This window comes from Vreelandella arcis (assembly GCF_900103865.1).
Taxonomy (GTDB): Bacteria; Pseudomonadota; Gammaproteobacteria; order Pseudomonadales; family Halomonadaceae; genus Vreelandella; species Vreelandella arcis.
This window is the reverse complement of the sequence record NZ_FNII01000005.1, coordinates 208,782-220,530: the sequence shown is the minus strand read 5'-3', so window position 1 is coordinate 220,530 and position 11,749 is coordinate 208,782. Positions and strand designations below refer to the sequence as shown.

Sequence of the window (11,749 nt, the reverse complement as noted above, 5' to 3'; positions counted from 1 at the left end):
GTCAATGTTGAATCAGGTTGTTTAGAGTTTGTCGTAGTCGCCATCTTGGTAGCCGACCAGCATCGTTTCGTCGTCGACTTCTAGTAGAGGGCGTTTTAACAATGTGGGGTGTTTTAAAAGCAGCTCGCGGCCCGAGTTGGCGTCAAAATCTTTCTCTTCGTCCGACAGTTCGCGCCAGGTTTTGCTGCGCTTGTTGATCGCTTCCACTAGCGGTACGCGGTGGAGAATATGTTCTAACAGTGGGGCTGAGAGGCCGTCTTTACGTAGGTCGTACGTTTTAAAAGGGATGCCTTTATCGTCAAGCGCGTTCCGCGCTTTGCGGCAGGTGTCGCAGTTGCTGATGATATAAAGCGTTAGCATATATGACCTCCTGGCAATGACTGAATGACGTCAATTCAGTGTGTTAACCGCGTTCAATGAGCTGGCGCAGACGTTCGGCAGCTTCCAGCGTCGGGGCAAGTTCGGCGACTAACGCTAAGCGTAGCCGACTGCTGCCTGGGTTGTGTCCATCGCGCCCAGGGCGGCCCATCAAGCTGCCGGGCAGTACGCTAACGTGTTGTTCGACAAACAGTCGCTGGGTAAAGTCAATATCATCGCCGCCGGGCACGGCGGGCCACAGATAAAAGCTGGCTTCGGGTGTGGGGAAATCCATCACCGGGGCCAGAACGTCGGTGACCGCGCTGAACTTTTCGCGGTAAGCCTCGCGGTTGGCGTGCACGTGGCCTTCATCCTGCCAGGCCGCAATAGAGGCATGTTGGAGCGGCAATGACATGGCGCAGCCGTGGTAGGTGCGGTAGCGCTTGAAGGGTGTAAGTAAATCCGCATCGCCGGCGACAAAGCCCGAGCGCAGTCCCGGCAGGTTAGAGCGCTTGGAGAGCGAGTGAAACACCATGCAGCGCCGGTAATCGTGACGACCAAGCGCGGCGCAGGCCTGCAAGAGCCCTGGGGGTGGCGTAGCCTCATCCAGGTAGAGCTCGGAGTAGCACTCATCGGAGGCAATGATGAAGTCGTGCTCATCGGCCAGCGCAATGAGTTGCTTGAATTCTTCCAATGGCGTCACTGCGCCGGTTGGGTTGCCAGGTGAACAGATAAACACGATTTGCACTTCGCGCCAGGTATCTGGGCTCACCGCGGAAAAATCCGGTCGAAAGCCGTTGTCGGCGGTGCAATCCAGATACAGTGGTTCGCCGCCGGCCAGCAGCGTGGCTCCCTCATAAATCTGGTAGAACGGATTGGGCACGGCAACCTTTGCTGGGCGAGCCCGGTCAAGCGCTGCCTGTACGAAGGCAAAAATGGCTTCCCGCGTGCCGTTAACCGGTAGCACCTGGCGCTCGCTATCTAGCCCCGCCAGTGCAAAGCGCTGGCTTGCCCAGTTGGCGATCGTTTCTCGCAGGGCGGGTAGGCCGTTGGTAGCGGGGTAGCGCCCCATCTCGGCCTGGTGGGCGACCAACGCCGCTAGTGCCGCTGAATATGGCGCGTGCTGAGGCTCGCCAATGGTCAGCGGGATGTGCGTCAGCGCCGACGGTGGAGTGAGGTCGGCTTTGAGTGCGGCGAGTTTTTCGAACGGATAGGGGTGCAGGGCGTCAAGATCAGGGTTCATGGGTGTCCAGAACGCCGTGCTGGCGTTGTTGTAGGCGTCGGGTTGCAAAAGTAGCCGACGATTATAGGCAAGCCCCGGGGCTGGCTCAAATCCACCGGGGCGATAAGGCGATTAAACCCCTAATACTTCAATTAAGCGTTCGCGCAGCTGTTGTTGGCGGTCGGGGTCGGTTAACGGTTCGCCGGCCTTGGTGGTGATAAAAAACACGTCTTCCACGCGTTCGCCCAGGGTGGCGATTTTCGCCGCGGAGAGCGCAATATCCTGTTCCATGAAGATGCGCCCGACGCGGGCCAGAAGCCCGGGCCTGTCCGGTGCGCTGAGTTCCAGCAGCGTGCGGTCGTTGGCGGGGTCTTGTTCAATCAATACCTCGGTAGCGACCCGAAAGTGTTTGAGCTGGCGCGGCGTATGCCGGGTGACGATATCGGGATAGTCATCGGGGTCATCCAGCTCTTCCACCAGGTGTTGGCGCATCTCTTCAATGCGCGCTGGGTCGCGAATCGGTTGGCCTTGGTTGTCCAGCACGATGAAGGTGTTCAGCGTCCAGTCGTTGTTTGAGGTGGCGATGCGCGCGTCGTGTATCGAGAGGCCCAGCTGTTCCATGGCGGCGGCGGTGGCGGCGAACAAATCGTCTACCGAACGCGTGTGTATAAACACTTTGGTGCCGCCTTCGGACATATCGGCCGTGGGCGCGCTAATCAGTACCAGTGGTAACAACGAGGGCTGGTGGGCGAGGATCCCTTGGGTTTGCCAGACGATTTCGCTGGGCGCGTACTGCAAGAAGTAGTCTTCGCCGAGCGATTCCCATAGCTGGTCAATTTCAGCCTCGTCAACGCCAATCGTTTGCAGCAACGAGCGGGCTTCCAAGCGCGTTTCGCGCACCCAGTCGTCGCGGTCGGGTGGATTTTTTAGGCCGCGGCGCAAAGCGCGCTTGGTTTCGGAGTGCAGCTGGCGTAGTAGCGACGCTCGCCAACCGTTCCACAGGGTGGGGTTGGTCGCGTTGATATCGGCCACGGTGAGTACGTAAAGATAATCCAGGCGCGTTTCGGTTCGCACCTCAGTCGCGAATTCGCGGATTACATCGGGGTCGGTGATGTCGCGCTTTTGAGCGGTCATTGACATCAGCAGATGATGCTCAACTAACCAACTGACCAGCTTGGTGTCATGGGTGGGTACATGATGCCGCTGGCAAAAATGTTCAACGTCGCGTGCGCCGATTTCCGAGTGATCGCCGCCGCGTCCTTTGCCAACATCGTGAAACAGGCCGGTTATCCACAACAAGTCAAGCTTGGGTAGCTGCTGCATCAAGGCGGCGGCGACGGGAAAGTCGTCTTTCGCTTCGGGCTTGCGGAAGCCGTGTAAAAACTTGAGCAATCGAAGGGTGTGGGCATCCACGGTGTAGATATGAAACAGATCGTGCTGCATCAGGCCTACCGCACGCCCAAATTCGGGCAGGTATTTGCCCAAGATGCCATAGCGGTTCATACGTCGTAGCTGACGAGGTACGTTGCCTGGTGCGCGCAAAATGGCCATGAATAGCCGTTGATGGCGCGGATCGTCCCGGTAATGGTCGTCAATTTGGTGGCGATGGTCACGGATCAGTCGAATGGTGTCGGCCCGCACGCCCTCAATGTCGGGATGTTTGGCCATCAGTAAAAATAGCTCGAGCATCGCCGCAGGCCTTTCGCTAAACAGGTTGCGCGAACGCACCTGTATGTAGCCACCTTTGGTTTCAAAGCGCTCGTTGAGTTTGACCGTTTCCAGCGCCTCTTTGCCGCGCAAAATGACCTCGTCGAAGTGCTGCAGCAGCATGTCGTTAAGGCCGGCGAGGGCGGTGACATGCCGATAGTAGCGCTTCATAAACTGCTCAACGGCTAGGCGCTCGGGCGTGTCGCGAAAGCCAAACATCTCGGCGATAGTGCGCTGGTGGTCAAACAGCAGGCGGTCTTCGGCGCGGTCGGTGAGCATGTGCAGGGCGTAGCGAACCTGCCATAAAAAGGCTTGGCCCTGGCTTAAAATGCGCAGTTCGGCGTCGTTCATAAAGCCGTTGGCGACAATGTCGGTGTATTGCTCGGTACCGAAGTGGCGCTTGGCGACCCAGCCAATCATCTGGATGTCACGCAGCCCACCGGGTGAGCTTTTAAGGTTTGGTTCCAGGTGGTATTCAGAGTTGTTGTAGCGGTAATGGCGGGCAATCTGTTCCTGCCATTTGGCCTCGAAGAAACGGTCGGCGGGCCAGATGTGGTCGGCGCTGAGTCGTTCGCGCATGGCCTCTCGCAGTCGCTCGGGGCCGGCAATGAGTCGGGACTCGAGCAGGTTGGTGATCACCGTGACATCGGCGTCTGCTTCACGCTCGCAGTCGTTGAGCGAGCGCACGCTGTGGCCGATTTCCAGGCCGATATCCCATAAAAAAGTGATAAAGGCGGTCAGCGGCTCGCGGTAGGCGGTGTCGTCGTCGTGCTCAAGCAGGAGTAGCAGGTCGATGTCCGAGTGCGGGTGCAGCTCGCCGCGCCCGTAGCCACCCACCGCGACCAGGGCGACGCCGTCGTCAGGCCAGTCGTGCTTTTCCCAGGCGATCGCCAACAGCTGGTCTAGGTACCAGGCACGCCCGCGCACCAAATCGCGAATATCCGCACCGGCGCGAAATCGTTCATCCAGACGCGCCTGGATATCGCGCAGTGCGGCTTTGAAAGGCGCGATGGGCGAGCGTGATCCCGATAGCTCAGAGCGAAATAACTCAAGATCAAACAGCGTAGTGTCCGGCTCAAACCGGTAGTGGTGAAGTAGCATCAGCGATTAAGAAAACTGAAGTCTTCGTCGCCGCGTGCGGTCAGCACCTCAACGCCGGTGTCGGTGACCAGCAGCGTGTGTTCCCACTGGGCTGACAGGCTGCGGTCTTTGGTAATGGCCGTCCAGCCATCGCGCAGCACCTTGGTCTTGTAGCCGCCGACGTTGATCATGGGCTCGATGGTGAAGCACATGCCCGCTTCAAGGCTGATATCGGCCTCCGGGGCGTAGCCGTCGTAATGCAGAAACTGAGGGTCTTCGTGAAATTCGGCCCCGATACCGTGGCCGCAGAAGTCCCTTACCACCGAATAGCCGTTGCTTTCGGCGTGCTTCTGTATCGCCCGGGCAAGTTCAGAAAGGTGCACGCCGGGCTTAACCATCTCAATGCTTTTATACAGACATTCTTGGGTAATGCGGCACAGACGCTCGCCTTGAATCGTCTCGCCGACCACAAACATCACGCTGGAGTCGCCGTGGTAGCCATCGGCTGTTCGCACGGTGATATCCAAATTCATGATGTCGCCGTTTTTGAGCTTTTTGGCGTCGTCGGGAATCCCGTGACACACCACGTGGTTAATCGAGGTGCAGGTCGCTTTGGGAAAACCGTGATAATTAAGCGGGGCTGGCGTTGAGCCTAGTTCGTTGACGATGTACTCATGGCACAGGCGATCAATTTCGCCGGTGCTGACACCCGCCTTAACGTGAGGGGTGATCATCTCGATAACGCTGGCGGCTTGGCGTCCGGCGTCGCGCATTTTGTCGATTTCAGAAGGCGTTTTAATGGGAACGTTCATGAATTCTCAATGTTGACTCAGAATGGCAGGTTGAGCGGCAAAAAAGGCCCGCTGAACGGATGACGGCTTCATCTTAACGATGATCTATGGTATAAAGCCGCGCGCTTTCCTGCAATCGTCATCCAGTGCAATCTTGAGGTTGTCTGGGCTGATTAAGCATATAAGCGTCATTAGGCATCGCTGGTATTGGGCGCTTAGCGTCTGAAAACCTTCGCGATATTGAACACCAAGCCTTGAAAACACACATGCACCGGCACATGGTCCCGGGTGCCGCTGGCAACGTTTTACGCTGCCAATGGTCGGATCCATGGGGTGCGTGGAGGCCTAACCCGAGTTTCAGGAGTTTTACCATGTCTCACGTTAATATGCGTGACCTGCTGAAAGCAGGCGCTCACTTCGGTCACCAGACCAAGTACTGGAATCCGAAGATGAGCAAGTTCATCTTCGGCGCGCGCAACAAGATTCACATCATCAACCTCGAGCACACCCTGCCGGCGCTTAACGAAGCGATCGACGTGGTCGAGAAGATGGCGGCATCCAACAACAAGATTTTGTTTGTTGGCACCAAGCGCAGCGCTAGCAAGATCATTAGGGAAGAAGCCAACCGCGTAAGCCAGCCGTTCGTCAATCATCGCTGGTTGGGCGGTATGCTGACCAACTTCAAGACTATCCGCGTGTCCATCAAGCGCCTGCGCGAGCTTGAAGCGATGCACGAAGACGGCACGTTCGAGAAGTTGACCAAGAAAGAAGTCTTGATGGCAACGCGCGAGCAGGACAAGCTTGAGCGTTCCGTGGGTGGTATCAAGAACATGGGCGGCCTACCGGACGCACTGTTCGTCGTCGACGTTGACCACGAGCGTATCGCGATCAACGAAGCCAATAAGCTGGGCATTCCCGTTATCGGCGTGGTGGATACTAACTCCAATCCCGATGGCGTAGATTACGTAATTCCGGGCAACGATGATTCCATCCGCGCTATCCAGATTTACGTAAAAGCGATTGCCGATGCCTGTGGCCGTTCTAAAGAAGGTCGCCCCGACGAGTTCGTCGAAGTGACTGACACTGAAGAAGCCGCTGACGCCGACAGCAGCGCCGCCACCGAGTAAATCGGTGGTCGATGCGGTGTCGTGCAGGTGCCGCATCACTTTAGAGGGGGCTTCTTGGGCCCCCTTTTTCCCGCTTTGGGTGAATGCTTGGAGTGGGCAGCCTTAGGCCGACAGTGATGTTGGCAACGCCGTACAGAGTGAGATAATTCGGTCATGTGCCGTCGCTATGCTCTGTAAGGCGTTTAACTCTCAGCTAGAACCATTTCAGAGGTGAAATCTCATGGCAGCTATTAGCGCCTCTCAGGTTAAAGAACTTCGCGAACGTACCGGCTTGGGCATGATGGAGTGTAAAAAAGCACTCACCGAAACGGATGGCGATATCGAAGTTGCAATCGAAAACCTGCGTAAAAGCTCCGGCTTGAAAGCCGCGAAAAAAGCCGGCCGCACCGCAGCGGAAGGTGCCGTCGTGACGCGTGTTGCTGATAACGGCAGCTACGGGGTCATGGTGGAAATCAACTCCGAGACCGACTTCGTCGCTCGCGATGACAACTTTATCGCTTTCGCTGACAAAATCGCTGATGCGTTCTTTGCCGCGAAAAGCGAAGACGTCGCCGCTGTGATGGACAGTGAACTGGAAACCGCCCGCGAGCAGCTGGTGCAGAAAATCGGCGAAAACATCGGCGTGCGTCGCGCGGTGGTCGTTGAGGCTGCCGACGGTGGCGTGGTCGGTGAGTACGTTCACGGTGGCCGTATTGGTGTGTTGACCGTGCTGACCGGTGGCGATGCTCAGGTGGCGAAAGACGTTGCCATGCACGTAGCGGCGATCAATCCGTCCGTTGCACATCCGGAAAACATGCCTCAGGAAGAGCTGGACGCTGAAAAAGCGATTATCCTGGCGCAGCCTGACATGGCCGGCAAGCCGGAACAAATCGCTGAAAAAATGGTGCAGGGTCGTCTGAAAAAGTACCTGGCCGAAAACAGCTTGACCGAGCAGCCGTTCGTCAAAGACCCCAACCAGACAGTCGCTGAGTTTGTTAAAGCGGCCGGTGGTGAAGTGGTCGGCTTTACCCGCTTTGAAGTAGGCGAAGGTATCGAGAAAGAAGAAGTCGACTTCGCGAAGGAAGTTATGGAACAGGCTGGCCGTCACTAAGGTCAGATATTCCAGTTGTCAGTTGGCGTGCGCGCGAGCGCACGCCTTCGCGTATCCGGCCCCTGTATAATAAAAGGGGTGATGGCGCTTGCCGGCGCTCAGGTCAGCCTTAGGAGAATTGCCATGTCGCGCGATGTTCAAGAGTCGCTTACCCCCCTGTCTAGCAAATCGAAACCCGAAGGTTCGAAGTCAAAATACAAACGTATTCTGCTCAAGCTGTCTGGCGAGGCGCTCATGGGTGAGCACGACTTTGGTATTGATCCCAAGGTGCTGGATCGGATGGCGCTGGAGATTGGCCAGCTAGTGGGTATTGGCGTTCAAGTGGGGATTGTCATCGGCGGTGGCAATTTGTTCCGTGGTGCGGCGCTCAACGAAGCCGGTATGGATCGTGTGACCGGTGATCACATGGGGATGCTGGCTACGGTGATGAATGCCTTGGCCATGCGTGATGCACTAGAACGTTCCAATATTCGTTCGCGGGTGATGTCGGCGATTCCCATGAGTGGGGTGGTGGAGCACTATGATCGCCGCACGGCGATCCGCTATCTGACCTCGGGAGACGTCGTGCTGTTTTCGGCCGGCACCGGCAACCCGTTTTTCACCACCGATTCTGCCGCGTGTTTGCGGGGTATCGAAGTCGACGTTGACGTGGTCATTAAAGCCACCAAGGTGGATGGTGTTTATAATAAAGATCCGGTGAAACACCCTGACGCCGTCAAGTACGAACAACTTTCCTACGATGATGCGCTTGATCAAAAGCTTGGCGTCATGGATTTGACCGCTATCTGCCTGGTACGTGACCATGATATGCCAGTGCGGGTGTTTGACATGAATAAGCCTGGCGCCCTGCTAAATTTAGTAGTTGGGGGCAAGGAAGGCACGCTGATTGATAGAGGGTAACGACGTGATTAATGACATTAAGAAAGATGCAGAGTCTCGGATGAAAAAGAGCGTCGAGGCATTGCACAGTAATTTTAATAAGATTCGTACCGGGCGTGCCCATCCCAGCATCCTTGATGCGGTGACCGTGGAATATTACGGCGGGCAGGTGCCGCTTAACCAAGTGGCGTCGGTGAACGTTGAAGATGCGCGAACGCTGACGATCTCGCCGTGGGAACAGAGCATGGTGCAAAAAATCGAAAAAGCCATCATGACGGCCGACCTTGGTTTGAACCCGGCCAGCGCCGGTGCTGTGATTCGCGTACCGATGCCGATGCTGACGGAAGAAACGCGCAAAGGTTATATCAAGCAGGCGCGCAGCGAAGCCGAGCACGCCCGCGTCGCCGTACGCAACGTACGTCGTGATGCGAACGGTGACTTCAAGTCATTGTTGAAAGATAAAGACATTACCGAAGACGATCAGCGGGAAGGCGAAGACGCCATTCAGAAGCTGACCGATAAATACATCGCCGAGATCGACAAGGCCCTTGCCGCGAAAGAGCAGGACTTGATGCAGGTGTAAGGTCGGATATTCACGTCGCGGGTAGTTGAGCTGCCCGCTCAGCCATCTTTGAGTGGCTTTTCTATGATTGATCTTTGGTACCAGTATTCATGACGTCACCGCAACCCCCTGGACAACCGTTTGACGACGCCAACGCGCGCGAGGTTGCGCATGACCCGGTGCCGTCCCATGTGGCGATTATTATGGACGGTAATAATCGCTGGGCACGTGCGCGCGGCCTTTCGGGGGCTCGAGGCCACCGGGCCGGCGTAGAAGCCGTGAGGGCGGTTATTCAACGTGCGGCTGAGCGGGGGGTCGAAACGCTTAGCCTGTTCGCGTTCTCAAGCGAGAATTGGAAGCGCCCGGCGGCGGAAGTCAATGCGCTCATGGAGCTTTTTTTGATGGCGCTCAAACGCGAGGTAAAAAAGCTCCACGAACGCAATATTCGCTTAACCATTATCGGCGAGCAACGCGGTTTTTCTCACGCGATCCAAAAGCATATCCAGCGTGCTGAAGCCCTAACCGCTGGTAATTCAGGCATGCACTTGGTAATTGCGGCGAACTATGGCGGCCAGTGGGACATCGCACAAGCAGCCCGGCGACTCGCCGAGCAGGCCGTTGCAGGTAACATTTCTGCGGCGGCCATCGACGAAGTGCAGATGGATCAAGCCATGAGCAGCAGTAGCAGCGCTTATGTTCCCCCGATCGATCTGTGCATCCGCACCAGCGGCGAACAGCGACTGTCGAACTTTATGCTCTGGCAATTAGCCTACGCAGAACTGCACTTTTCGCCATTGTTATGGCCTGACTTCCACGCCGAGGCTTTCGACGAGGCGTTGGCTGATTTTTGTCAGCGGCAGCGACGCTTTGGCATGACCGACGAACAATTAGAGGCCCAAGGTGCTTAAACAGCGAGTGATAACCGCCGCTTGGTTAGCTCCGCTGGTGCTGATCGGTCTGTTCGGTTTACAAGGCGCAGGGTTTGCTCTGTTTACGGCCCTGATGGTGCTGTTAGGCGCTTGGGAGTGGACCAACTTGGCGGGTGTCGCCCAACCCGTTAAGCGCGCGGCGCTGGTCGCAGTCTGCGCTATGCTAATGCTTTTACTGTGGCTGGCCGACATGGCCTTAGCTACATGGCCGCTGTGGCTGGCGGCGGCGGGTTGGCTGCTGAATTTTATCTGGGTGACACGCTACCCATCTCTTGGCTCGCAATGGCAAACAACGCCCAGACGCTTGCTGATGGGGCTTTGGGTGCTGCTGCCCTGCTGGGTAGGCTTTAACATTCTGCGAGACGCCGGTGCCGTATGGTTACTGTTCGTGCTGCTACTGGTGTGGTCGGCGGATATTGGCGCCTACTTTGCTGGGCGTCGGTGGGGTCACCGCAAGTTGGCGCCTAGCGTTAGTCCAGGCAAAACGTGGGAAGGCGTCTTTGGCGGCATGGTGGCAACGGCGCTACTGGCACTGGGCTTTGCCTTTGGGCTATCCATGGGGCTGGCTGATGGTATCGCGCTGGTAGTGATTACGCTTCTGGTGACGCTGATTTCTGTTTTGGGCGACTTGCTGGAAAGCATGCTCAAACGCTACCGCGACGTTAAGGACTCGAGTCAGTTGCTGCCGGGGCACGGCGGTGTGCTGGATCGAATGGATAGTTTAACCGCGGCCATCCCTCTCTTTGCACTGCTTTTTCTACAGGTGCTGAGCCTATGACTGCGTCAGCTATTCAGCGCGTGACGGTGTTGGGCTCGACCGGCTCTATTGGCACTAGCACGCTTGATGTCATCGCACGTCATCCTGAGCGTTATCAAATCCACGCGCTCACCGCCCATACATCGAAAGAAGCCTTGCTGGCTCAGTGCATTACGTTTCGTCCTCTGGTTGCGGTTCTCGACCATGAAGCAGATGCCCGTTGGCTGCGTGCTGAACTTGGCCGGGCGAACCAGCCCACCGACGTGATGGTGGGGCCGGAGGCGCTGTGTGATGTGGCTCGCGACGCCAGTGTCGATATTGTCATGGCGGCGATTGTCGGCGCGGCAGGATTGTTGCCTTCCTTAGCCGCGGCTGAGGCGGGTAAACGTGTGCTATTGGCCAATAAAGAGGCGTTGGTGATGAGTGGCGCGCTATTTATGCAGGCGGTCGCTCGCTCTGGCGCCACGCTGTTACCGATTGATTCCGAACATAACGCGATCTACCAGTGTCTGCCTGTCGAGCACCGTGGCGGCTTGGCGCGCCATGGTATCTCACAGCTGTTGCTCACTGCTTCCGGTGGGCCTTTTCGCACCTGGAGTGAGTCAGCGATTGCCCAGGTAACGCCCGACCAAGCCTGTGCGCACCCTAACTGGTCAATGGGGCGTAAGATCTCGGTGGATAGCGCCACGTTAATGAACAAAGGTTTAGAGTTGATTGAGGCTTGCTGGCTGTTTGATGCTCGCCCCGACCAGATTCAAGTCGTCGTGCATCCCCAGAGCGTTATTCACTCAATGGCCGCCTATCAGGATGGTTCGGTGCTCGCACAGTTGGGTAACCCTGATATGCGCACGCCCATCGCGTATGGGTTGGCATGGCCTGAGCGCATCGACGCGGGCGTCGAGGCATTGGATTTATTTCAAGTGGCTCGGCTGGACTTTGAAACAGCGGATGAAGCGCGGTTTCCATGCCTGCCGCTTGCCCGTGAGGCCATGCGCCTCGGTGGCCTGGCCCCGGTTGTCTTGAATGCCGCCAATGAGGTGGCGGTTGACGCCTTCTTGAATCATCGGCTGGGTTTTTTAGACATCGGTCGATTGGTCGAGGGGGTGTTATCCTCGCCGCTAGAGGGGCGCGCCGACTGCCTCGACAGTATCTTATGGGCCGACCAGCGCGCGCGCGAGCATGCTGCTGGGTGGCTTAAACGTTGGTCCGCTTAATCTCAGCAACCCTGAGTAGACTATCGAGGAGTGC

The 11,749-nt window shown here is 57.0% G+C and carries 11 protein-coding genes; 7 read left to right on the top strand and 4 right to left on the bottom strand.

Annotated elements, in window-relative coordinates:
- Window positions 1–21: 21 nt before the first annotated feature.
- The 4 genes from BLR97_RS07805 to map form a co-directional block, all read right to left on the bottom strand.
- Window positions 22–360, bottom strand: a complete 339-nt coding sequence (locus tag BLR97_RS07805; protein WP_089704499.1) for a Spx/MgsR family RNA polymerase-binding regulatory protein — start codon at window positions 358–360, stop codon at window positions 22–24.
- 43 nt (window positions 361–403) lie between these two features.
- Window positions 404–1,600 (bottom strand): succinyldiaminopimelate transaminase, encoded by a 1,197-nt coding sequence (gene dapC, locus BLR97_RS07800; RefSeq protein ID WP_089704496.1) that lies wholly within the window; start codon window positions 1,598–1,600, stop codon window positions 404–406.
- A gap of 111 nt (window positions 1,601–1,711) precedes the next feature.
- Complete coding sequence (locus tag BLR97_RS07795) at window positions 1,712–4,387, bottom strand: [protein-PII] uridylyltransferase (RefSeq protein ID WP_089704491.1); 2,676 nt, start codon at window positions 4,385–4,387, stop codon at window positions 1,712–1,714.
- Complete coding sequence (gene map / locus BLR97_RS07790; RefSeq protein WP_089704488.1) at window positions 4,387–5,178, bottom strand: type I methionyl aminopeptidase; 792 nt, start codon at window positions 5,176–5,178, stop codon at window positions 4,387–4,389. The genes BLR97_RS07795 and map overlap by 1 nt, the downstream gene beginning before the upstream one ends.
- A 350-nt stretch (window positions 5,179–5,528) precedes the next feature.
- Between map and rpsB the strand changes: the two genes are divergently transcribed.
- The 7 genes from rpsB (at window position 5,529) to ispC (ending at window position 11,715) form a co-directional block, all read left to right on the top strand.
- Window positions 5,529–6,284: a 30S ribosomal protein S2 gene (gene rpsB, locus BLR97_RS07785; RefSeq protein ID WP_089704486.1), complete on the top strand. Its 756-nt coding sequence runs from the start codon at window positions 5,529–5,531 to the stop codon at window positions 6,282–6,284.
- 220 nt (window positions 6,285–6,504) lie between these two features.
- Window positions 6,505–7,374 carry a translation elongation factor Ts gene (gene tsf, locus BLR97_RS07780; protein ID WP_089704484.1) on the top strand — a complete coding sequence of 290 codons (870 nt, stop codon included), beginning with the start codon at window positions 6,505–6,507 and terminating at the stop codon, window positions 7,372–7,374.
- A gap of 123 nt (window positions 7,375–7,497) precedes the next feature.
- Window positions 7,498–8,274, top strand: a complete 777-nt coding sequence (gene pyrH, locus BLR97_RS07775) for a UMP kinase (RefSeq protein WP_089704482.1) — start codon at window positions 7,498–7,500, stop codon at window positions 8,272–8,274.
- Between the two features lie 4 nt (window positions 8,275–8,278).
- Window positions 8,279–8,836 carry a ribosome recycling factor gene (gene frr, locus BLR97_RS07770; protein ID WP_089704777.1) on the top strand — a complete coding sequence of 186 codons (558 nt, stop codon included), beginning with the start codon at window positions 8,279–8,281 and terminating at the stop codon, window positions 8,834–8,836.
- A gap of 89 nt (window positions 8,837–8,925) precedes the next feature.
- Window positions 8,926–9,723 (top strand): polyprenyl diphosphate synthase, encoded by a 798-nt coding sequence (uppS, locus tag BLR97_RS07765; protein ID WP_089704481.1) that lies wholly within the window; start codon window positions 8,926–8,928, stop codon window positions 9,721–9,723.
- Window positions 9,716–10,522, top strand: coding sequence for a phosphatidate cytidylyltransferase (locus tag BLR97_RS07760; protein ID WP_089704478.1), 807 nt, complete (start codon window positions 9,716–9,718; stop codon window positions 10,520–10,522). The genes uppS and BLR97_RS07760 overlap by 8 nt, the downstream gene beginning before the upstream one ends.
- Window positions 10,519–11,715: a 1-deoxy-D-xylulose-5-phosphate reductoisomerase gene (gene ispC / locus BLR97_RS07755; protein ID WP_089704476.1), complete on the top strand. Its 1,197-nt coding sequence runs from the start codon at window positions 10,519–10,521 to the stop codon at window positions 11,713–11,715. The genes BLR97_RS07760 and ispC overlap by 4 nt, the downstream gene beginning before the upstream one ends.
- The last annotated feature ends 34 nt before the right edge of the window (window positions 11,716–11,749 follow it).

Bases quoted from the DNA above. Each gene is read 5' to 3' on its own strand.
- tsf (WP_089704484.1), top strand. From the start codon at position 6,505: ATGGCAGCTATTAGCGCCTCTCAGGTTAAAGAACTTCGCGAACGTACC.
- rpsB (WP_089704486.1), top strand. From the start codon at position 5,529: ATGTCTCACGTTAATATGCGTGACCTGCTGAAAGCAGGCGCTCACTTC.
- dapC (WP_089704496.1), bottom strand. From the start codon at position 1,600: ATGAACCCTGATCTTGACGCCCTGCACCCCTATCCGTTCGAAAAACTC.
- BLR97_RS07795 (WP_089704491.1), bottom strand. From the start codon at position 4,387: ATGCTACTTCACCACTACCGGTTTGAGCCGGACACTACGCTGTTTGAT.
- uppS (WP_089704481.1), top strand. From the start codon at position 8,926: ATGACGTCACCGCAACCCCCTGGACAACCGTTTGACGACGCCAACGCG.
- map (WP_089704488.1), bottom strand. From the start codon at position 5,178: ATGAACGTTCCCATTAAAACGCCTTCTGAAATCGACAAAATGCGCGAC.
- BLR97_RS07805 (WP_089704499.1), bottom strand. From the start codon at position 360: ATGCTAACGCTTTATATCATCAGCAACTGCGACACCTGCCGCAAAGCG.
- ispC (WP_089704476.1), top strand. From the start codon at position 10,519: ATGACTGCGTCAGCTATTCAGCGCGTGACGGTGTTGGGCTCGACCGGC.
- pyrH (WP_089704482.1), top strand. From the start codon at position 7,498: ATGTCGCGCGATGTTCAAGAGTCGCTTACCCCCCTGTCTAGCAAATCG.